Source organism: Lactococcus termiticola (assembly GCF_003116835.1).
In the GTDB taxonomy this organism is placed as follows: Bacteria; Bacillota; Bacilli; order Lactobacillales; family Streptococcaceae; genus Lactococcus; species Lactococcus termiticola.
The window spans coordinates 23,050-44,810 of the sequence record NZ_BFFO01000002.1 but is presented as its reverse complement, the minus strand read 5'-3'; the positions used below and the strand labels follow the sequence as shown (position 1 = coordinate 44,810).

At 47.9% G+C, this 21,761-nt stretch carries 24 protein-coding genes; all 24 read right to left on the bottom strand.

Going from position 1 to position 21,761, the window contains the following annotated elements; all coding sequences use genetic code 11:
- Positions 1 to 5: 5 nt before the first annotated feature.
- The 24 genes from NtB2_RS01660 to purF all read right to left on the bottom strand — a co-directional run bounded on the left by NtB2_RS01660 (position 6) and on the right by purF (position 21,356).
- Positions 6 to 764, bottom strand: a complete 759-nt coding sequence (locus NtB2_RS01660; RefSeq protein ID WP_109245211.1) for an ABC transporter ATP-binding protein — start codon at positions 762 to 764, stop codon at positions 6 to 8.
- Positions 765 to 893 (bottom strand): hypothetical protein, encoded by a 129-nt coding sequence (locus NtB2_RS08780; RefSeq protein WP_263970101.1) that lies wholly within the window; start codon positions 891 to 893, stop codon positions 765 to 767.
- Positions 894 to 904: 11 nt separating this feature from the next.
- The gene (locus NtB2_RS01655) at positions 905 to 1,255 is read right to left on the bottom strand and encodes a YxeA family protein (RefSeq protein WP_109245210.1); all 351 of its coding nucleotides are present in this window, start codon (positions 1,253 to 1,255) and stop codon (positions 905 to 907) included.
- A gap of 103 nt (positions 1,256 to 1,358) precedes the next feature.
- Positions 1,359 to 1,595: a hypothetical protein gene (locus tag NtB2_RS01650; protein ID WP_109245209.1), complete on the bottom strand. Its 237-nt coding sequence runs from the start codon at positions 1,593 to 1,595 to the stop codon at positions 1,359 to 1,361.
- 4 nt (positions 1,596 to 1,599) lie between these two features.
- A complete protein-coding gene (aroC, locus tag NtB2_RS01645) occupies positions 1,600 to 2,766 on the bottom strand; it encodes a chorismate synthase (RefSeq protein ID WP_109245208.1) in 1,167 nt (388 codons plus the stop codon).
- A 1-nt stretch (position 2,767) separates the two neighbouring features.
- Positions 2,768 to 3,355, bottom strand: coding sequence for a DUF1054 family protein (locus NtB2_RS01640; RefSeq protein WP_109245207.1), 588 nt, complete (start codon positions 3,353 to 3,355; stop codon positions 2,768 to 2,770).
- Between the two features lie 6 nt (positions 3,356 to 3,361).
- Positions 3,362 to 4,294, bottom strand: coding sequence for a DMT family transporter (locus tag NtB2_RS01635; RefSeq protein ID WP_109245206.1), 933 nt, complete (start codon positions 4,292 to 4,294; stop codon positions 3,362 to 3,364).
- Between the two features lie 46 nt (positions 4,295 to 4,340).
- Positions 4,341 to 5,507, bottom strand: coding sequence for a peptidoglycan bridge formation glycyltransferase FemA/FemB family protein (locus tag NtB2_RS01630; protein WP_109245205.1), 1,167 nt, complete (start codon positions 5,505 to 5,507; stop codon positions 4,341 to 4,343).
- A complete protein-coding gene (locus NtB2_RS01625; protein WP_109245204.1) occupies positions 5,508 to 6,554 on the bottom strand; it encodes a peptidoglycan bridge formation glycyltransferase FemA/FemB family protein in 1,047 nt (348 codons plus the stop codon). It abuts the gene before it with no gap.
- Entirely contained in the window at positions 6,554 to 7,774 is a 1,221-nt protein-coding gene (locus tag NtB2_RS01620; protein ID WP_109245203.1) for an aminoacyltransferase, read from the bottom strand. Before NtB2_RS01620 ends, NtB2_RS01625 begins: the two co-directional genes overlap by 1 nt.
- The gene (locus NtB2_RS01615; protein WP_225867032.1) at positions 7,774 to 9,039 is read right to left on the bottom strand and encodes a peptidoglycan bridge formation glycyltransferase FemA/FemB family protein; all 1,266 of its coding nucleotides are present in this window, start codon (positions 9,037 to 9,039) and stop codon (positions 7,774 to 7,776) included. The genes NtB2_RS01620 and NtB2_RS01615 overlap by 1 nt, the downstream gene beginning before the upstream one ends.
- Positions 9,014 to 9,817, bottom strand: coding sequence for a glutamate 5-kinase (gene proB / locus NtB2_RS01610; protein ID WP_109245201.1), 804 nt, complete (start codon positions 9,815 to 9,817; stop codon positions 9,014 to 9,016). Before proB ends, NtB2_RS01615 begins: the two co-directional genes overlap by 26 nt.
- Before the next feature lie 47 nt (positions 9,818 to 9,864).
- Complete coding sequence (locus NtB2_RS01605; protein ID WP_109245200.1) at positions 9,865 to 10,773, bottom strand: DUF805 domain-containing protein; 909 nt, start codon at positions 10,771 to 10,773, stop codon at positions 9,865 to 9,867.
- Positions 10,774 to 10,781: 8 nt separating this feature from the next.
- Positions 10,782 to 12,443: a DNA repair protein RecN gene (gene recN / locus NtB2_RS01600; RefSeq protein ID WP_109245199.1), complete on the bottom strand. Its 1,662-nt coding sequence runs from the start codon at positions 12,441 to 12,443 to the stop codon at positions 10,782 to 10,784.
- 9 nt (positions 12,444 to 12,452) lie between these two features.
- Positions 12,453 to 12,902 carry an arginine repressor gene (locus NtB2_RS01595; RefSeq protein WP_109245198.1) on the bottom strand — a complete coding sequence of 150 codons (450 nt, stop codon included), beginning with the start codon at positions 12,900 to 12,902 and terminating at the stop codon, positions 12,453 to 12,455.
- Positions 12,902 to 13,711 carry a TlyA family RNA methyltransferase gene (locus tag NtB2_RS01590; RefSeq protein WP_109245197.1) on the bottom strand — a complete coding sequence of 270 codons (810 nt, stop codon included), beginning with the start codon at positions 13,709 to 13,711 and terminating at the stop codon, positions 12,902 to 12,904. The genes NtB2_RS01595 and NtB2_RS01590 overlap by 1 nt, the downstream gene beginning before the upstream one ends.
- A gap of 1 nt (position 13,712) precedes the next feature.
- Positions 13,713 to 14,564 carry a polyprenyl synthetase family protein gene (locus NtB2_RS01585; RefSeq protein ID WP_109245380.1) on the bottom strand — a complete coding sequence of 284 codons (852 nt, stop codon included), beginning with the start codon at positions 14,562 to 14,564 and terminating at the stop codon, positions 13,713 to 13,715.
- Positions 14,565 to 14,781: 217 nt separating this feature from the next.
- Complete coding sequence (gene purH / locus NtB2_RS01580; RefSeq protein WP_109245196.1) at positions 14,782 to 16,329, bottom strand: bifunctional phosphoribosylaminoimidazolecarboxamide formyltransferase/IMP cyclohydrolase; 1,548 nt, start codon at positions 16,327 to 16,329, stop codon at positions 14,782 to 14,784.
- Positions 16,330 to 16,431: 102 nt separating this feature from the next.
- Positions 16,432 to 16,578: a 50S ribosomal protein L33 gene (gene rpmG, locus NtB2_RS01575; protein ID WP_109245195.1), complete on the bottom strand. Its 147-nt coding sequence runs from the start codon at positions 16,576 to 16,578 to the stop codon at positions 16,432 to 16,434.
- Positions 16,568 to 17,176, bottom strand: coding sequence for a dephospho-CoA kinase (gene coaE, locus NtB2_RS01570; protein WP_109245194.1), 609 nt, complete (start codon positions 17,174 to 17,176; stop codon positions 16,568 to 16,570). Before coaE ends, rpmG begins: the two co-directional genes overlap by 11 nt.
- Before the next feature lie 40 nt (positions 17,177 to 17,216).
- Positions 17,217 to 18,182 carry an L-lactate dehydrogenase gene (locus tag NtB2_RS01565; RefSeq protein ID WP_109245193.1) on the bottom strand — a complete coding sequence of 322 codons (966 nt, stop codon included), beginning with the start codon at positions 18,180 to 18,182 and terminating at the stop codon, positions 17,217 to 17,219.
- 52 nt (positions 18,183 to 18,234) lie between these two features.
- Positions 18,235 to 18,786 carry a phosphoribosylglycinamide formyltransferase gene (gene purN / locus NtB2_RS01560; RefSeq protein ID WP_109245192.1) on the bottom strand — a complete coding sequence of 184 codons (552 nt, stop codon included), beginning with the start codon at positions 18,784 to 18,786 and terminating at the stop codon, positions 18,235 to 18,237.
- On the bottom strand, positions 18,783 to 19,775 hold the full coding sequence (gene purM, locus NtB2_RS01555) for a phosphoribosylformylglycinamidine cyclo-ligase (protein ID WP_109245191.1): 993 nt from the start codon (positions 19,773 to 19,775) through the stop codon (positions 18,783 to 18,785). Before purM ends, purN begins: the two co-directional genes overlap by 4 nt.
- Before the next feature lie 123 nt (positions 19,776 to 19,898).
- A complete protein-coding gene (gene purF / locus NtB2_RS01550) occupies positions 19,899 to 21,356 on the bottom strand; it encodes an amidophosphoribosyltransferase (RefSeq protein ID WP_109245190.1) in 1,458 nt (485 codons plus the stop codon).
- Between the last annotated feature and the right edge of the window lie 405 nt (positions 21,357 to 21,761).

The window sequence follows — 21,761 nt, the reverse complement described above, 5'->3', positions numbered from 1 at the left end:
GCCTCCTAAACTGCTTCCTCACTCAGGAAGGCAGTCATGGTCATAGAAATTTCCTTGGCGAAGTCATTGGAAGACTGCTCGCCCCGGTAGAGTTGATGGTAAAGCATCCCGTCCTTGATAAAGAGGACCCGCTTGGCATGGGCCGCAGCAAGTGAGCTGTGAGTTACCATGATAATGGTCTGGCCAGCGTCGTTGATGTTTTCAAAGAGCTCGAGCAGACCTTCTGAATTTTTATGGTCAAGGGCTGCTGTCGGCTCATCAGCCAGTACTAAATCAGGCTCTGAGATGAGGGCGCGGGCAACGGCCACACGCTGTTTCTGTCCACCTGAGAGCTCAAAGGGTTGCTTGTCCAAGAGCTCTTCGATATTGAGCCGTGGAGCCAGCTGGTCCAGCCGTTCTTTCATTAATTTGACAGGCTTTTTCGCCAAGACCAGAGGCAGGTAGATATTGTCCCGGACTGAGAGGGTGTCCAAGAGGTTGAAGTCCTGGAAGACAAAGCCAAGATGGTCTCGGCGGAAGGCTGAGAGCTTGTCTTCTTTGATGGCTGTGATGTCCTTATTTCTCAGGAGGACCTGGCCAGCTGTTGGCTTTTCTAAAGTTGAGAGAATATTAAGAAGGGTGGTCTTTCCTGAACCTGATTCTCCCATGATAGCGATGTATTCACCCTCTTCGACAGTAAAGTCGATGTCGACCAGTGCTGTGGTTTCTTCCTTTGAAAATCTGGTCTTAAAGACTTTTTTAAGATGTTTGACTTCTACTAACATTTATCTTCCCCGATTCTTTTTTAAGAGTGTCTTAGATTGCTTATAACTAAAGGCCAGACAGCCTGCCATGAGTAAGACAGAGACTGCTGTAAAGCTGGTTAATATGATGTTAAAGATTGTGAAATCCATAAGCTACCTCCCTAGTTGAGCTTGTCGAGGGCTTCTTTTGGCACCTCATCTTTTTGCACTTCCTTCCAGTTCGTCACGCCCTTCTTGTTGTTGTAAGTCAAGTCAAGATAGGCACCGTGGCGGAGGTTGTGGTCAGCTGTAAATTCGATGTCCTTGGTCTGGCCAGATTTTTCAGTGGCCTTGATTTTATAGGTATAGATGGGGAACTTGTTGCCGTCATTGGCTGTAACCGTCCTCTTCTCTCCGTCCGTCTTGATTTGTACGTAGTAATCTTTGCCTCCATAGGTCAGCTGATACCAGCCAAAGCCTCCAGCTCCGATGATGACGAGAACTGCGACGATTCCAATTAATATTTTTTTCATAATGTTAATCTCCTTATTGAGTTGATAAATTCATTTTAGCAGAAAAAAAAAGCCTTAAACTTACAATTTTGTAAGTTTTGAAGAATGGCTTATTTTTTCTCATCTATTTGGGCAATTTAATATCAAGCAAGAGCACTTCTTGGCCTTGTGGCTTGGGCTCTCTGGGCTGGTAGAAGACAGCTGACATCTCGATATGATCAGGATGGGCCTCTTTTGGAGCTGAAATCACAATATTTTCAGCAAAGTCCTGGGTAAAGCTTTCTATAAAGAGATTGGCATTGTCCCAGTCATCAAAGACCATGGTCTCCCGCTTGTTGATTTTAATTTCAATCGCATTCATTTTCTTAGTATTCCTCGAGCCTCTGGCGATAAGCTTTCAGAGCCTCCTTGAGCTCTTTCATATTGTCTGAATTAAATTTTTCTAAAATTTCCTGGGCCAGGACGGTTGCAAGGACATTTTCCATGACCACACCTGCAGCTGGCAGGGCGGTCGGGTCGCTCCGCTCAACACTGGCCTTATAGGGCTCGTGGCTCTCAGTGTCGACTGACATCAAGGGCTTGTATAGGGTTGGGATAGGCTTCATGACGCCCCGGACGATGATGTCTTGGCCATTGGTCATGCCGCCTTCAAAGCCACCTAGATGGTTGCTCGAGCGAGCATAGCCTGATTTCGCCTCCCAGTTGATTTCGTCCATGACCTCAGATCCTCGGAGCTTGCCGGCCTCAAAGCCAAGGCCAAATTCCACTCCCTTAAAGGCATTAATAGACACGACGGCCTGGGCCAACTTGGCATCAAGCTTACGATCATAGTGGACATAGGAGCCGAGGCCTGCAGGTAAGCCACTAGCCCTGACTTCAACAATCCCACCGATCGTGTCACCCGCCTTTTTGATGGCATCAATATGAGCACGGATGTCATCTGCCTGGCCTTCATCGACGATAGAAAGGTCATTTTGACCGGCAGTTGATTTGATTTCAGCGACCGTCAGTTCTTCTGAGCTCGCCAGCTCAAAGCCACCAAAGTTGACGACATGATTGGCCAACTCGATACCAAGCTCTGCCAGGAGCTTCTTAGCCACGGCTCCGACAGCGACCCGCATGGTCGTCTCACGAGCACTTGAGCGTTCGAGGACATTTCTGAGGTCGTCAAAGTCATACTTCATGCCACCGACCAGGTCGGCGTGGCCAGGGCGGGGCTTGGTCAGGCGACGTTGGGTCCTGATCTTGTCTTCGACTTCTTCAGCCGCCATGATTTCTGTCCAGTGGACAAAATCTTTATTCGTCACATTGAGCGTGACAGGCGAACCTAGGGTTTTGCCATGACGGACACCTGATGTGATTTCGACCTGGTCAGACTCGATCGCCATCCGTCCACCACGGCCATATCCACCTTGACGGCGTTTCAACTCAATATTGATGTCGCTCGCCGAAAGCTCGAGGCCTGCAGGCAGGCCCTCGATGATGGTCGTCAGTCTTGGCCCGTGGCTTTCGCCAGCTGTTAGATAACGCATCTTATACCTCTAGTAATTTCTTATAAATTGGAAGGAGATCGGTCAGAGTCGCCTGCATCTCTTGTAAAAGCTCGTCTGCTGGCTTTTCTACAAAGGTCGCAGCTGGCCAGATTCGACCAATTTCAAATTCTGACTTCTTTACTTTTTGGAAACGCTCGAGGGCTACTGCTAATTCTTCCATGCCAAAGACGGTGTTTTGAGTGTGGTCTTTAGAAATGGCAAAGTCCCCCTTGATTGCTGTCTTGCTCAAAAGTTCAGCATAGGCCTCCTTAGCCTTGGGCTGGTCAATCATCGACAGGTAAAGAAAGACATGGTCCTTCCAGATACCCAAGGTCCAGCAAGCCTCCATCTTATAGCCCCGCTTCTGAGTCGAAATAGCTGACCAGGTACTATCTGGTGCATAGGCCGTCCGCCGTCTGTGCTGGGCAATATGGAGATAAAAATCCATTTCTGGAAGAGCCTCAGCCAGCTGTCCTCTGAGAATTTCTCCAATTTCGGAAAATACGGGTTGAATCTCAGCCCGGATGGCCTCCATTCTGGGCTCGAGCCCTTCAATGTCAAAGACTTGAAATGATTTTTCTGTAAACATGTGACCTCACAAAATTTTTATTAAAACAACGGCAATGACCATGATCACTGCACCTAGGACCTGTAGAAATTGAACCGGGTTCTTCTTGGACTTCCAGAGGCCAAACTGCTGGACCAGCATCCCACCGATGATTTGCCCAATCAGGCCCATCATGATGCTAAGACCCGTACCGATTTTTGGAACAGCAACCACTGTCGCAAAGACAAAGAGGGCTCCAAGGATACCTCCGAGAAAGTTCCAGGGCTTAGCCTGACTCAAATTGCTAAGCCGAGGCAATTTTTTATCAACAATCATGACGACAATAAAAATCAGAATCACGCCTGTCAAGAAGCTGATAAAGGTCGCCTGGGGCGTATTGGCCAAGAGCACCCCGAGTCGGCCGTTGATGGCCTGTTGCATGGCTCCAAGGCCACCAATAATGATCCCCCAGACCTGCCAACCAATAAGCTTTCCTGACCTTTGGACCGAAGCCTTTTCTTTTTTGACCAAAAAAGTCGGCAGGACAACAGCGACGACTAAGCCAGCAAACAAGAGCAAAATCGCCAGTGAATGCAGGAGGCTAAAAGGGATTTTTCTCGCTCCAAAAAGGCCAAAACTGTCTATCATCGTCCCCATGACAATCTGGCCAACAATCGGCAGAATCACGGTCTGCAGGGCTCCCAGCTTTGGAAAGAGAAAGATGTTGCTGGTCAGATAAATTGCCCCTAAAAAGCCACCCAGCCATATCCAGGCCGGCTGACTTGCTATAAAGTCAGGGCCCGGTAAAAGACGGCCAGTCGTCAGAAAGGTCACGAGGGCTAGAAATATGCTCCCGACGAAGAAGGACAAGAGCCCAGCTGAAAGTGGCGTGCCCGAATAGTTTTTTAAGTCAGTATTGATCGGCGTTTGATTGGAAATCAAAATGCCTGCCAAAAGGGCAATGAGGGCGTAGATGATCATAGCTCTATTTTAACATAAAGAAGGCAGGGACCAGCCCCGCCTTTGCTTATTTTCTTTTCTTCCGCTTATAGAAGTAATTGGCCAGCTTGTAACGCAGGCGGTGTGTCGGCAAGTCAAACTCGCCCACATACTCTTCAATCCGAGGATTAAAGTGCTTCTTAAAACGAAGCAGACCGTCTTCTGGCGACAATGAATTTTCAAGGCCACCCATGTTGAGGGTCATTGCCCCCTGTTCAAAGGCATGCTTGATAGTTTCATACCAGGCCAGATAGCTTGGATAGTATTTCTGGAAGTCGGTGTCTGTCCCGGCATAGAGTGTTTCTGCAGCAGCAAAGACATTGATGGTGAGACAGGCTGCGACAGGGATCACTTCCCCGCGTTGCTCAATGAGGGCCTGCGTTTCTGACAGGTTCTTCTCGATGATAGCCAGTTCTTCATTTAGGGCCCTTGTCCGCTTTTCGTTTTTCGCCTTAGCTAAATTTGACCGGACATTTTCAGCATTTTGCTCAAGGTCTGCCTTTACGGCTCCCATATCAAACTGAATCAGGCTGATAAAGGCCTTAGCCCCATAGATGTCTAAGAGCTTCTCATAATAGTCTGCATTTCTCAGACTAACCTGCTTACGAGATTCTGTCTTTTTCATCAACTCAGCAAAGACAGGGACCAGCTCTTTAGAGCCATGAACGACAATAGGATGAGAATTATTTGCCTTTCTCAAGAACTGCCGAGTCTTCTTGTCCAGAGCCTCTTCGCTGAAGTCTTCCTCGTGGATGACCGCATTAAAACGGGGCTGGATAGTATCATGCATATCCTGGGTCCGACCGGTGTACTCAAGCCCTAAGTGCTCTAAGGCCGAGATAAGCGGTCTCGCTGCTCCAAAGTTAATAGCCGGGTCCAGCTTCGTAAAGAGGGCCTTTTTAGATTTTGCAAACTTTTTAAGTTCAGCAATAACAAACTTTAGCAGGCCTTCATCCTCATAATCCATGGCAATACCACGAGGAATATAGAGCATGCTCATCCCCATCGGCAAGGGTCGGATCAGGACCAGACAGCTGGCCTTGAGCTTATCATCTTGGAAAAAGCCGATGAGCTCACTCCCCCAATTATCCTTGACCTTGGCCCAGTTGCTGGACTGCAAGAGATTAGGCAGCTTAGAATTTTCGATAAAGTCATCATGGCTTTGGGCGTCAAGCCCGATTTTTACACTGTACATTTATTTACGCCCTGTTATTTTTTTAAGAATGTCAATCAATTTGAACTTTGTCTTAGATGGATAATAGGCAAATTCACCCAATTTTTGTGTGATATATCCGCCAAAATTCTGCTTAAAGCGAAGAACGCCATCTGAGCCATCAAATTTCCCTGAAATTCCGTAGAAATTATAAGACTTAAGGCCGCGTTCTAAGGCATGAAGCATGGCAGTGTGTTGCAAGAGAAAAGGTCCTCCAAGCTTGCCGTAAGCTCCGTCTGAACCACCGTAGAGGTAGAGAAACTCACTTCCAACCTCGATAAAGACTCCAGCCGCAATCGCCTTGCCCTCGACTTCGGTCAAGAGCATCTCAGCCTTATCACCAAAGGCCTGATGAAGCTCCTGATAATAAGACAGATCCTTTGTAGCAAATTTCCGCTTTTCACCTGTCCCTTCAATAAGCTTTTCTACCTTGTCAAGCTCGTCAAAATCAGCAACACGAACGCTTACAGCATTCTTGATGGCCTTCTTCACATTTCGCTTAGCATTTGAGTTATAGCTCTTTAGTAAGGTTTCTTCATCACTAATCTCCGCTAAATCCTTGATATACTGCCATTCTGCAACCACATCTTGCTCATCAAAACCAATATGCCGGACAACAAAGTCAAAGCCATAGCTCTTGAGTTGCTCAACAGCTCGCTCATTAGGCTGGTCGATGGCTTCCCCCTTGGGATCATAGGTCCTATAGTTGCTATCTGGATAGGTCCTGAGCTCCAAGCCCTGATGATCAGCCACAAAAGCTTTTAGGCCCTTATAGAATGAGGCCAATTCTGCTTCATTAGCCTGTCCAATCGGACCAAAATTCAGCTCAAACTTCAGTCCCCCAAAAACTTTAAGACTGGTCATAAAGGCAGCAAGCTTAAGCTCATCATTCTGTTTAATTCCTACAAAATAAGGCTGATAGCCCCGCTTTTCAAGCATCTCTGCCATCTGCCGGGTCTGCAAAAAAGATTGACTGTATTGCCTTGAAAATTGAGCAAATTCGTCTTTAGTAATTTCTTGAAAGGTCATTATTTTCTTCCTAAGAGTTTTTTGGTTGCCTGAAGTAGCTTAAACTTGGCAGGACTTGGATAATAATTAAAGTAGGCCACCTTTTGAACTACATAACCCGCAAAATTCTGCTTAAAATGAAGCACGCCGTCTGTCCCATCAAAAACGCCCTGAACGCCAAAGAAATTATAGCTTGGAATGCCAGCTGCGATAGACTTTTTCATGACCTCATGCTGGATGGCAAAGGGGGCATAAAGCTTTTTGAAGGCTTCTAGGGAGCCACTAAAGAGATAGGTCGTTTCATTAGGGCCGTAAATAAAGAGACTGCCAGCCAGAACAATATCTTCTGCACCGTGCTTCTCCAGGAGCTCTATGGCTTCTTCATGGCGGACTTTCTGTGTCCGGAGCTGGTCTTCAAACTCCTTACGCTGTTTTTCCTTACGCGGGCTGTTGATAGCAGCAATTTTAGTCTCCAGCTCATCTATCCGTTTTTCAATAGAAGCCTTATAATCCGAAAAATTAATCTCTGCAACCAGGAATTCCGCCCTATCAGAAAAGCTCTCAAAGAGCCGTTCATAGTAGGCCAGGTCATGGTCATTATAGCCTCGACGTTCTGAGGTTTGTTCTGTGATGTTCTTGAAGACAGAGAGTTCATCTTTTGCCAGGGCCCTTACCCGAATCCCAAACTGTTGAGTTCTCTTGACCGAATATTGCCCGTCCTTGCTGTAAGACTTGAGCAGTTGCTTTTCATTTTCAAGAGCAGAGAGATCTTTAAGGTAGTGCCAGGTGCTTTCTCCACGAGAATTATAACCGTTCTCCAGTCCCTGATGGCTGTAGCCCAACTTTTTAAGCTTATCAATGAAGGCGTCATTAGCAGGGCCTTCTGCTTCTCCCCTATCATTAAATCGTTGGTAATCGACATTTGGAATTGCTAAAAATTCCAGACAGTTTTCTCGTTTTAAGTAGCCTTTGAGGGCCTCATAAAAGAAACTTTCAAGGGCATCATTCTCATCCTTATAGACAGGACCGTATTGGAGCTCAAAATGATGGCCACCTGTCATCGGCTTTGAAATCAGGAGGGCAACCAGTTCAAGTTCCCCTGTCTTATGGATACCGAGCAGATGACAGTCCCATCCTGATGCTTCAAGCAGGCCTTCCATTTCTGGACTCTGTAAAAAAGTCCTTGCGTATTGATTGGCAAAGGCAGTAAATTCTTCCTTGGAAATCAGTGAAAGCTCCATTAATGTCTCCTCATTAATTTTTTTAGCACTAGGAGAGATTTTTGCTTCATAGGGTGGGCGACGTAGTCAAAATAGCCCATCTTCTCAACAATCTCTCCAGCGAAGTTTTCCTTAAAGCGCAGGACGCCATCACTCCCGTCTAATTTTCCTTGAATACCAAAGAAGTTATAGCTTGAAATCCCTAAGTCAAGCGTTTTAGACATGGCATAGTGCTGGATAGCAAAGGGAGCATAAAAGTTTTTGAAATTTTCATAAGAGCCTGAAGCCAGGTAAACAGTCTCAGCAGAATTATAAACCATGAGGGCTCCAGCAAGAGGAACTGCCTGGTCGCCATAGGTCTCAACATAGCCAGCAACCTCATCCATCCGCTTCTGCAGGCTTGCTGTCTGCTTAACGAGCTCATCCCTTTGTTTCTTTTTCTTGGCAGAATCTGAAGCCTCGATATCTGCATTCAAGCTTTGAATCTTAGCTTCATTTTTAGAAATGTCTTCTTCTAGGCCTTTCGCATACTGGGCAAAATTTATCTCAGCAAGAAGAAAATCGCAATTTTCTCCAAAAGCATCGTAGAAATGCTCATAGTAGGGGAGGTCGTGATCATCATAGCCCCGCCGTTCTGAGGTCTGAGCGGTCATATCCTTAAAGACCGATAGCTCCTCACGTTGCATTGGTCTCACCCTAATCCCAAATTGTTGAGTCTTTTTAACAGAATGCTGGCCGGCCTTGCTATATGACTTCATGAGCTTCTTGCTATCAGCAATAGCTGATAAATCCTTGACATAGTGCCAGATAGATTCTCCGCGATCATTAAAGCCCGTTATAAAATCCCAATGTTTATAACCTAAATGATTCAGACGATTGATAAAATCATCATCTTTTTCAGTGATTGCTTCGCCCTTATCATCTAAATGTTGATAGTCATTATTAGGAATAGCCAGGAGTTCCAAGCCATGATGAGCTTTTACAAAATATTTAAGATGCTCATAGAAAAAGTTTTCTGCCAGCTCATCTTTTTCGGCAGTAATCACGCCGTATTGCATTTCAAAATGCATCCCACCCGTCATATGCTTGGCGACCAAAAAACTGGCCAGTTTAATCAAGCCATCTTCCTTAACTCCCACATAATAAGTCTTCCAGCCCAGTGGCTGAAGTAGGGCTTTCATCTCTGGCATCTGTAAAAAGCTTCCGATTTTTACAGTCTTTGCATAATTTCTATATTCTTCTTCTGAAAGCTCTACAAAATCATAATTTCGCAAAATAAGTCCCAATTTCCTTTCCTTCAACAATCGCCTGAATCTCACGAATTCGAGAACCATTGCTCAAGACCATTTCCTGGCCATTTTCAAAGAGAAGCGCTGCAGCAGTGAGCTTTGAGGCCATTCCTCCAGTTCCAAATTTAGAACCTGCACCGCCGGCAATTGCCATCAGATTGTCTGTAATCTCATGGATTTCTCTAAATATCTTTGCATCCTCATAAAGATTAGGATTCCTGTCATAAAGGCCGTCAATATCTGAGAGCATGATCATCAGGTCGGCCCCGACAAGCTTAGCCACAATGGCTCCCAGCGTGTCATTATCGCCAAACCTGGTCTGATGTTCCATCTCATCGACAGCAATCGCATCATTCTCATTGATGATGGGGATTATATCCAGCTCTAGCAGGGCTTCCAGTGCATTGGTCGCATTCTTCCTACTTTCTGGATAGTCAATCACATCCCGGGTTAATAAGAGTTGTGAGACTTTTTGAGAATAGCGGTGGAAAACCTGTGTATAGAGGCTCATGAGCTCGACCTGGCCGATTGAAGCTAAGGCCTGCTTCTTTTCTAATTCGTCAGGCTTTTTCTCAAGACCGAGAACATTCATCCCGACGCCCACAGCACCTGAGGTCACGAGGATGACCTCATAGCCCTTATTGTTCAAATCGCTGAGCGTAAAGGCTAAATCATCAATGTTAGAAAGATTAATCTTTCCATTGGGAAGAATCAACGACGAGGTTCCAATTTTCACGACCACACGCCGGGCCTGGAGGATATTTTTTCTGATCATTATCTACAATATTATAACAAAAAAGCCTGAAAAAGTCAGGCTTTTTTTCAGTCTTCAACCTCTTCCAGAAGACCGTCTTTTGGCGTTAAACTAAAAACAAAAATCGCAAGCATCAGCACCAGGGCCAACAAAAAGAGGAGTTGCTCAAGCATCGCATAGCTATTTCGCCCATAGCTGATAAGACTGACATAGGCCAAAGAACGACTCAACAATAAGCTCAACAGGATTCCCCCATAAATCAGGATCGTCCACTTACCTGCAAGCCCAGCATCTCTGAGCCGGCGGACCTGCATGGCCAGCGTCGGGATGACCAGGGCGACTGCCAGAAGCACAGACAGCCCCACTACAGGGACAAAAAGAATCGGAGCCGGACCTTCAAGATGGAGGACTGCTGACAAAAGCCAGCCCGTCCCATAAATCCCCGTCAGGATAAGGCCGAGAATCACCAGGAAAAGGGCCATCCACCAAAAGCCAGCTCGGCTCGTCCGACCAGTAAAGTCAAAATAGCCCCGGAAATAATCCATCAAGGCCTGCTTTGGCCCTGTCTTCTCAGATTCTTCCACAACTGGAGAAAGGCCTAAAAGCAATCTTTCACGCTGGTCAGGCAGGCATAAAAAGATGATAAGTACAATTTGACCAACGACTGGAGCAAGCATCAAAAGGACCAAGAGCTTTGGCAGGCCTACTGCATTCAACCTCCGAATCATCAGGCTCAGATTTGGCAGGAGACTGATGAGCAGATAGCTCGCCAGCAAAAGCAGAGAGGTCAGTCTCAGAGCCGTCCAAAAGCTCGGCAGGACAGAAAAACTGTCAAGGAGCTTGAAAATCAAGGCCAAGAGGGCTAGTCCGACCAGGACCAGCAGATGGACCAGTTGAGTCAGCCAAAAATCCCGCCGGCTTGCTCGACCATTAATTTCTCTATAATTTTTCCAAAATGTCTGGTAGACTGCTTTCATCGCACTCCTTAATTCTTCTTCAGTAAACGATCGGCTTGGGCCAGTGCTTCTGGCGTTAGGTCATCGCCTGCCAGCATCTTGGCCAGCTCTTGAACCCGTTCTTCTAAGCTCAGCTTGCGGACGGTCGATGTGGTCAGGTCATCTTCTGATATTTTTTCAATATAAAATTGTGTGTCAGCAATAGCAACCACCTGTGGCAGGTGGGAGATGGCCAGCACCTGACCACTCTGAGAAATCTTATAAATCTTGTTGGCAATCGCCTGGGCAACCCGACCCGAAACACCAGTGTCGACCTCGTCAAAGACGATAGAGGTCTTGTTTTCCCGTCTTGAAAAGCTGGATTTAATGGCCAGCATCAGGCGGGAAAGCTCGCCACCAGAGGCCGTCTTGGCCAGTGCCTTAAAGCCTTCACCAGGATTGGCCTGGATAAAGAATTCGACATGCTCATTTCCACGGCTGGAGAATTTCCCCTGCTGGAAATCGACCTTAAAATCAGCCTTTTCCATGTAGAGGTCAGCCAGCTCCTGCTTGACATCATCCTCAAGCTCGCTGGCCAGGGCATGTCTTGCTTTACTCAGGGCCTTGCTGGCTTCTATCAAGGCTGACTGGGCCGTTTTTAAGGCATCTTCCAGGCTTTCGCCATTGCTTTCGGTCCCTGTCAGATTGGCCAGGTCCTTCTGGATTTTTTCCAGGTAATTCAGGACGTCAGAGAGCTCTGGGCCGTACTTCTTCTTGAGGGTATTAAGCGTCAAAATCCGCTCTTCTAGCTGGGTCAGCTCGGTCGGATTAAAGTCCAGGTCATCGACCAGGGCAAGGATGCGGTCATCGACTTCTTCCAGCAGATAGTAGGCATCGGTCGTCCGCTCGCTCAGCCTCTGATATTCTGGGTCAAGCTCTGAGATGCCTTCGAGCTCAGCCATGACCGTCCGGATATTTCCAAGACTGGAAATTTCTTCGTCATCCAGGGCCATGTGGGACGTGTTCAGGGCATCGACGATTTCCTTGGCATGACGGAGCTTGTCACGGCGGGCAATCAAGGCCTCATCTGTCTGTAGGTCAATGTCGGCCCCTTCGATTTCTTCGACCTGGTATTCTAAAATTTCAATGCGTTCTGCAAATTCAGCTTCATTTTTAGCCTTGAGGTCCAGCTGGCTTCGGATTTGCTTATAGGTCTCAAATTTTGCCTGATAGTCTGACTTTAGGGCCTCAAAGGCCTCGTCGCCAAATTCATCCAGGAGATTCAGGTGTTGCTTGGCATTCATCAACTCCTGATTGTCGTGCTGGCCATGGATGTCGACTAGGCATTCGCCAATCCTTTTGAGTGTCGCCAGATTGACCAGCGTGCCATTGACCCGACAGCTTGAACGGCCATTGGCAAAGACTTCCCGGCGGAGAATCAGCTCCTGGCTTGCTTCAAGACCGGCTTCTTCCAAGGCTTCATCAAGCTCAGGATTGCGGTCAGCAAAAAAGAGGCCTTGAATCTCGGCCTTTTCACGCCCGTGACGGACAAAGTCTGAAGAGGCCCTAGCTCCAAGCAAGAGGCTCATGGCATCAATAATGATGGACTTCCCAGCCCCCGTCTCTCCCGAAAGGATAGTCATGCCCGACTCAAAAGCCAGGTGGACCTCTTCAATAATGGCAAAATCCTTGATGGCAATTTCTTGTAACACTGCTACTCCTTAATCGTTCAGGGCCTGATAGATTTTCTTTGCGGAAGCCTTACTGCTCGCAATCACTAAGAGGCTGTCATCATCATTTAAGATAGAAAAAAGCTCTTTGGCATCAAAGCGGGCGACTAGCTCACGCTTAATAACGGCTGTCGTGCCTGGCTTTGCCGTGATGCTGATCATCTCATCTTTAATTTTAGCCTGAAAGACCATGTCTGCTAAAAAGTCATCCGAAGCATAGTCGGTCGTCGCCTGCACCGCTTTTTGAGGCAGGGCATAGCAATAACCTCCGGTCTGGCTGGGGATTTTTACTAGGGCCAAGCTCTTAATATCCCGTGAAATCGTCGCCTGTGTGACCGTCACACCAGCCTCAGTAAAGCTTTCCACCAGGTCATCCTGGGTTTTCACTTCTTCTTTTTCAATCAAATCTGAGATAAAAGCCAGTCGCTCTTCTCTTTTCATCAATCCAATTCCTCCCTTTCCTGGGCCAATACGGCTTGAATACTAATATTTTCAGAAATCTCTCCCTTGCCATCTTTGACAAGCTCAACGAGAAACTCAACATTTCCGGCTCCGCCTTTAATCGGAGAGAAGGAAAGATGGCGGGCAGAAAAACCAAGACTGGTCGCCGTTGTCAGAACCTTTTCAATGACCTGGCCGTGGACTTTAGCATCTCTGATAATGCCGTTTTTTCCGACCTGTTCACGGCCTGCCTCAAACTGTGGCTTAATCAAGGCGACGACCTGGCCTGCTTCTTTTAGAATCCCGTAAAGTGTCGGAAGAATGAGATCCAGCGAGATAAAGCTCACATCAATCGAGCTAAATTCTGGCTGTCCCTCTTGAAAATCGCTCAGTGTCGCATTTCTAAAATTGAACTGCTCCATGACAATAACCCGCTCGTCTTGACGGATCTTCCAGGCCAACTGATTGGTCCCGACGTCGAGGGCATAGACCTTCTCTGCCCCGCTTTGGAGCATGACATCTGTAAAGCCACCGGTCGATGAACCAATATCCAAACAGGTTTTTCCAGATACGGAAATTTCAAATTCGTCCAAAGCCTTCTCAAGCTTTAGGCCACCTCGGGAAACATACTTGAGCTTTTCGCCCTTCAGCCTTAGCTCTGTATTCTCTTCGATTTTCTGGCCCGGCTTGTCAAAACGTTCGCCAGACTTGGCATCTACGACTAAGCCTGCCATCACGCCTCTTTTGGCCTGCTCTCTGGTCTCAAAGAGGGCCTGATTGACGGCGAGCACATCTACTCTTTCTTTCACCTTATTGTCCTATTTCTAGGCCAGCGATTAAGTCCATCACTGGCTGATTTCCATATTTGGAAAGTTCTTCTTTTACTTGCTTCAAAAGCTTGCTCAATGTTGCCTTCGCTTCATCTAGGCCTAAAATCGACACATAGGTCGACTTCTCTTCGACCAAGTCCTTGCCCGGCGTCTTGCCAAGGGCCTCAAAGCTCGCTGTCACATCCAGAATATCATCCCTGATTTGGAAGGCAAGGCCAAGGCTTTGCCCTGTCTCACGCAAGCTTTCAAGCTCGGCATCATCCTTACCAGCGACAATCCCGGCCGCTAAAAAAGGAAAGGTCAGCAGTCGTCCCGTCTTTCGCTCATGAATGGCTTCAATCTCTGCCAAGCTCAGGCTCTTGCCTTCCCCAGCCATATCTAAGATCTGACCGGCCACCATGCCATAACTGCCTGAGGCATAGGCCAGAGCCTCGACCAGCTTGACGACTTGCTCAGCTGGAAAATCCAGTCGAGACAATAACCAGAAGGGATCAAAGAAAAGGGCATCGCCGGCCAAAATCGCGGTCGCCTCGTCAAATTGCTTGTGGCTAGTCAGCTTGCCACGCCGATAGTCATCATCATCCATGGCAGGCAGGTCATCATGGATCAGAGAACCGGTATGAATCATCTCAACCGTCACAGCCAGCCTGTAGTGAGCCTCACTGAGCTCCAGGCCAAAAGCCTCCATCAAATCCAGCATCATCACTGGCCGAATCCGCTTGCCCCCAGCCATCAACGAATAACTACAGGCCGCCCGCAGTGAAAGCGGGATTTCCTGGTCCTGGTATATGTCTTCTAAGACTCGCTCGAGCCTTTCAATCTTTGTTGTCATTAGCATAATTATAACGGAAAAAAATAAAAACGGCAATTGTTTATTTTTTCCTAACGAGGTGACTAGTCAGCGCATATAAGAGCTGACGTCTGCTTGTTCGAGCAAGGCGAGTTATAAGCAGTGTCACTTATACCGTAAATCAGAGAAAACGACATTATTAGACCATGAAGACAGAGCAAAAAAAAGACAGGAGGTCCTGCCCTTCATTTTATGCTTTTTAGTGTCTGAAATGCCGAATCCCAGTAAATACCATAGCAATCCCGTGCTTGTCGCAGGCTGCAATCACTTCATCATCACGCACAGATCCACCCGGCTGGACGATGGCCTTCACACCAGCCTCAGCAATCACTTCAATATTGTCAGCAAAAGGGAAGAAGGCGTCAGAACCAAGGACTGCATTGTCCAGGCCTTTTTCAGTCGCCTGCTCAAGGGCAATCTTGACCGAAGCCACCCGGTTGGTCTGGCCTGGGCCGACACCCAAGGTCTGGTGGTCGTTGGTCACGATGATTCCGTTTGACTTGACAAATTTCACGGCCTTCCAGGCAAATTTCAAGGCTTCAAACTCAGTCGCCGTAGGCTTTTTAGCCGTCGGAATTTCCCAGCTATCTGGCTCTTCTTCAATGACATCCTGCTCTTGGACCAGGATACCGCCAAGCACGCCGGTCACTTCAGCCTCTTTCTTAGAAGCCTCGGCTTCAGAAAAATCAAGCTCCAGGATCCGCATGTTCTTCTTCTTGGTTGTCAAAATCTCAAGGGCCTCTGGGCTATAGCTTGGGGCAATGATGATTTCCAGGAAGATTTCGTGCATCTTCTGGGCCGTCTCTGCATCTACCTCACGATTGAGGACGATAATCCCTCCAAAAATGGAAACAGGGTCAGCCTCATAGGCAAAGTCCCAGGCTTCTCCAATCGTGGAAGCCTGCCCAATACCACAAGGGTTCATGTGTTTGAGAGCAACAACGGTCGGCATTTCTAAGAAGTCACGTGCAATCTTAATCGCCGCATCTGCATCACGGATATTATTGAAGGAAAGGGCCTTGCCGTTGAGCTGTTTAGCCTGGGCAATCGAGTAGGAAATCGGCAGGGCTGACTCATAAAAGGTCGCAGACTGGTGGTTGTTTTCTCCATAACGCATGGTCTGGTTGAGCTGGTAGGTCAGCGTTAAATTTTCAGTCTCTTTGACTTCCAACTGCTCCGTCAGGTAGCTGGCAATCAGGGCATCATAGGACGCTGTATGGCGGAAGACCTTCCCCGCCAATTTCTGACGTGTCTCAAAGCTCGTTTCTCCATTTTTGGAAAGTTCATCCAGGACCAGGGCGTAGTCATCCGGGTCGGTCAGGACAGTAACACTGGCGTGATTCTTGGCCGCAGAACGCAGCATCGAAGGTCCCCCTATATCAATTTTCTCGACCATCTCAGCGTAGTCTCCACCAGCCAGCAAGGTCTCCTTAAATGGATAAAGGTTGACCACGACCAGGTCAATCGGCTGGATGCCGTGTTCTGCCATGGCTGACATGTGGTCTTCCAGGTCACGACGGCCCAGCAAGCCCCCATGCACCAGAGGATGGAGGGTCTTGACCCGGCCATCCATCATTTCAGGAAAGCCAGTGACCTCTTCAATCGCAAGGCTCTTGACCCCTGCCTCATCAAGACTGGCCTTGGTTCCACCAGTGGAAATAATCTCCCAGCCTAAATCGACCAGATTGTTTGCCAATGCTACAATGCCCGTCTTATCCGAAACGCTGATGAGTGCTCTTTTTGTCATGATTTCCTCCAAATTTGTTATAACTTCATTTTAGCTAGATTGTTCGACAATAAAAAGCCCTGGACGGACTTTTCTCTGTCTAACATTTTAATCGTTCGGAAATCATTCCTCTTTGTGGAGAGTCACCGCCCTTTCCTTGGGACAAAACTTCATGGACTCTACCTTTTCAGGATGGCTGGCCTTATTTTTACTGCTAATATAATTTTTACTGCCACATTGCGTGCAGCGAAGTGTGATTTTAACCCGCATTTCTTGCTTTCTCTAAGGCTGTCTGAACCTGTCTTTGAAGGACTTCCAATGACCCTGAATTATCCAAGACTGTCGTTGCCCGCTTTATTTTTTCTTCCAGAGGCAACTGTGTTGCAATTCTTTGCCTCGCCTCTGCTTCTGTCAGCTGATTCCTCGCCATCAGTCGCTCTATCTGCTGGCCTTCTGGCAGGGCCACCAGCCAGATTTCATCAAAGAGCTCATCATAGTTTTGCTCAAATAAGAGGGGAATATCCATAAAAAAGAGGCCATCTTTTAATTTTTCAGCCACTTTTTCTTCAGCCAGCCGATAGAGATTGGCCCGGATAATCTTGCCCTGGAGGCTCCCCAGCTCTGCTCTGGCCTTGTCATCTGAAAAAATCCGGCTTCCTAACTTTTCACGGATTAACTCATTTTGCTCATCAAAAAAATCCGGACCATAATGCTCAAAAATCGCCTGATGGAGCTGGCCACCAGGAGCCTGGAGCGAGCGAACCAGCTTGTCAGCATCGACCACCTCATAGCCCGCAGACATCAAAAAGTCAACGACTGTTGACTTGCCACTTGCGATGCCACCTGTGATTCCGATTGCTTTGTTCATGGCTTTATTTTAGCATAAAAGCCTGACTTCTGCAGGCTTTTTAGAGTTCGTCCTTAATACTATTAAAATGATCCCTCAGCAACTGGGCTGAAGCCTTAAATTTTTCCATTTCCTCATCGGAAAGAGGGACAGTAATCAGCTCACGGACACCGGTCGCATCAATAACCGCAGGAACACCGATATAGAGGCCTTCTTCGCCATATTCTCCATTCAGATGGGCGGAAATCGGAAGAATCCTGCTTTCATTTCTAAAAATCGCTTTAGTAATCCGGGCGAGGACACCAGCAATCCCAAAGCTGGTATTGCCCTTGCCCTTGAAAATCTCAAAGCCGACCTGGCGGACCTCCTCGTCCATCGCATCAAAGCTTGGCAAATCAGCCACTGGCTTCTGATCCAGCCAGGACATCAAGGGAAGGCTGGCAATCGTCGTCGTTGACCAGCTTGTAAAGCTAGAAGCCCCGTGCTCGCCAAGGACATAGCCGTGGATGTTTTTAGGGTCAATCTGAAAGTGCCCGGCCAAAATCGTCCGCAAACGGGCGGTCTCAAGAATCGTCCCCGTCCCAATCACACGGCTCTTAGGCAGTCCTGAGACTTCGGCCACAATCTGAGACATGACGTCGACCGGGTTTGATGCAATCAAGAAAATCCCGTCAAAGCCAGATGCCATCACTTCTTCAGTGATGCCCTTGACCATAGAGACATTTTTCTTGAGCAAGAGCAGGCGGTCAAAGCCCTTGTCAAAGTTGGCCGCCGGTGCATTAGCCGTGATGACCACAATGTCAGCGTCCTTACAGTCTGCATAGTCAGCAGCGTATATTTTCTTATTCGTAACCGCCGAGTAGGGCAGGCTGTGCAGGAGGTCCAGACTATCTGCATTCGCCTTGTCCTTATTGATGTCAAAAATCCCGATTTCATCTGCAATATCGCTCGTGACTAGCGTGTAGGCATAGGTCGAACCCACAGCACCATCTCCGATAATCACTACTTTTTTTGTTTCCTTGTTCATGGTCGCACGCTCCTTCTTCTTGTTTCTCTATCTAGTATAGCAAAAAAGCAGATTATGACTGCTCTTTTTCAATCCAATTTTTGATGACTTCAGGGTAAAGTTCGTGTTCTACTTGATGAAGTCTCACCTCATAGTCTTCGAGTTTTTCCATATACGGAACTTTCCTCTGGGCAATGATCATCCCCGTATCCACACCGGCATCGACCAGATGTACCGTCACGCCCAGGCCTGACTTGGCCTGCCAGGATTCTTCAATCGCATGCGGGGTCCCGCCAAAGGCCGGCAGATAGGAGGGATGGATGTTGATTATACGGCCCTCGTAGGCCGACAGGAGGGTCTGACTGATGATCTTCATATAGCCGGCCAAGCAGACCAGGTCGATCTTTTGAGCTTCTAGCAGGGCCACAATCGCCTCTTCATAGGCTCGCTTGCCGTCAAATTCTCTCAGCTCAAAGGCTTCTGTCATTATGCCCAGCCGCTCAGCCCTCTCCAAGACATAGGCATCCCGGTGGTCTGAGAAAATCAACTTGACCTGGTCGGGAAAGGCCTTGGCTAAAGCTTCAGCGTTTGTTCCATTTCCGGAAGCAAAGATGGCGATTCTCATTTGATGATGACTCCTGAGCCTTGATTTTCGGTCATTTGGCCAATCTTGTAGCCTTTGACCTGGGCGAGGACGGTCTCTGCATTTTCAGGTGCGACGGCAAGGACCATGCCAATCCCCATATTAAAGATTTCAAACATTTCATCATGCTTGATTTGCCCTTCTTTTTCAAGCAGCTGGAAGACCTCGAGGACAGGCCAACTGCCTTCTTCAATCTCGGCGGTCAGGCCCTTAGCAAACATGCGGGGGATGTTTTCATGGAAACCACCGCCTGTGATATGGGCAATTCCGTGCAGGAGGCCTTGTTTGACCAAGGGCAAGACCTCTTTGACATAGATTTTCGTCGGCTCGAGAAGCTTGGCCTCAAGTTCGGCCGTCATTTCCATCTGTGAAATAATCTTTCTAACCAATGAATAGCCGTTCGAGTGAACACCAGAAGAAGGCAGGCCAATCAGGACATCGCCTGCCTGTACGTCCCGCTCGCCATCAATCAGCTGGCTCTTCTCAGCCACACCGACCGCAAACCCCGCCAGGTCATAGTCACCCTCGCCATACATGCCGGGCATCTCAGCGGTTTCCCCACCGATAAGCGCGGCACCGGCCTGAACACAGCCTTCAGCAACTCCTGCCACCACCTGCTCAAGCTGGGCAGGGATATTCTTTCCCGTAGCAATATAGTCGAGAAAGTAAAGGGGCTCGGCACCAGCCGCAATGATGTCATTTACACACATGGCCACGCAGTCAATCCCAATCGTATCGTGCTTGTCGGCCTGAATCGCCAACATGAGCTTGGTCCCCACACCGTCAGTGCCTGAAATCAGGACCGGCTCTTTCACGCCTGTCGCTGACAGGTCAAAGGCCCCGCCAAAGCCACCAAGGGCACCAAGAACGCCCGCTCGCTCAGTCCTTGCCACATGTTTTTTAATCCGTTCGACAACTTCATATCCTGCTTCAACGTCCACACCCGACTGGGCGTATGCATTATTTGACATTATTTGCTCCTTTTTTAATTGAGTTCGATGAGCCAGAAAGCTGGGAAATGAGACAAATCCGAGAACCTGCCTTCGGCAGAAGCTGTGATTTCCTAAATTTCCAGCTTTCTAAGCGGACTCATCTTACATCTTGTTCAAGCTTGCTAAATACTCTTCTTCATAATCATAAAGCCCTGTCTCATATACCCCATCAAAGTAGGACAGGCAGAGGTCGTCGTGGCCAATTGCATCGACCAGACCCTGCTGTGACAGGAAGGTCAGGCTATCAGCCCCGATGGCCTCCTTGATTTCCTCAACTGTATGGCTGGCTGCAATCAGCTCCTCACGACTCTGAATATCGATACCGAAGAAACATGGATAGGCGAGTGGTGGAGAGGCGATCACCACATGGACTTCTGCTGCCCCCGCCTCTTTCAGCAGGTTCACAATCCGTCGGCTGGTCGTGCCACGCACGATGGAGTCATCTACCATGATGACCCGCTTGCCTTCCACCACGCCACGCACAGCAGAAAGCTTCATACGAACGCCCTGCTCGCGAAGCTCTTGCGTGGGCTGGATAAAGGTTCTGGCCACATATTGATTTTTAATCAAGCCCATCTCATAGGGCAGACCAGATTCCTCCGCATAGCCGGAAGCCGCAGAGAGGCTAGAATTTGGCACACCAATCACCATATCCGCATCGATGTTAGCCTCCTGGGCCAAGATCCGACCGCTGCGTTTACGAGCCGTGTGAACATTGACTCCATGAATCGTGCTGTCAGGCCGAGCGAAATAGATATACTCCATCGAGCAAATCGTGAGATTCGTATTTGTCGTATACTGGTCAAAGTGAATGCCGCTGTCGTCAATGACAACAATCTGCCCTGGCTCCACATCTTGGACGAATTCCGCCCCAATCACATCAAAAGCACAAGTTTCACTGGCCACCACCCAGGCACCATTGGACATCTTGCCAATCGATAAGGGCCGGAAACCATTTGGATCAAGGGCAGCAACCAAGGCATTGCCCGTCATCATCAAGTAGGCAAAGCCGCCCTTGACCGTGTTCAAAGCCTCTTTCACCCGGCCGATAAAGTCCGGATGATGACTGCGCCGAATCAAGTGCATGAGGATTTCAGTGTCAGAGCTGGATGAGAAAATCGCCCCATTCTTTTCAAGCTCACAGCGGAGGCTCTTAGCGTTGGTCAAATTGCCGTTATGAGCCAGCCCCAGCGAGCCATTGTGAAAGTCAAAAAGGAAAGGCTGGATGTTATTGACATCCGCCGAACCCGCTGTCGCATAGCGGACGTGTCCCATCGCAGACGTTCCCGTCAGGTCAGCCAGGTCTTTTTCTTCACGGAAGACTTCTGTAACAAGGCCAAGGTCCCGGTGTCGCATGAGGCGTCCGCCATCATTGCTCAGAATACCCGCCCCTTCTTGTCCACGGTGCTGCAGGGCATGAAGACCAAAATAGGTCAGCTGACTAGCCTGGGGATGCCCCCAGATGCCGAAAAGGCCACACTCTTCATTCAGACTCTTTGCCTCATCAAGGGGAATTTCATAGCCCTTGGGCTCATTCAAGCTCTTCACTTCGTAAACCATCTCTTCTCCGATTTTTCTTCGCTTTTCTTACGTTATAGTCTTATTTTATCTTTATTGTTCGTTAATAAAAAGACTAAGTCGGGAATTTGGCTTGGTCTTTTTTTAATTGTTCGGATTTTTAGGTTTTGGTTTGGCCTAATCTAGGACAGTAATTTAGAGTATTTTCGTTTGATAGCGACAGCATAGATAAAGCCCTCAATCTCCTTAGTTTTCTTAGACTAGCCTTCTTCTAGCAGATTTTCCTCAAAATAAACAATTTCAAAGCTTTGGTTTGGTTTGTGTCAGAGTCGGAACAAGTCATAGCTTCTTTTCTAAAATGGTGATGATATTATTTCTTCATTTAGCCTATTTCTATGCTTTTTTGACTCTCAAGAAAATAGGAGAGTTTTTGACCATTGCTATATA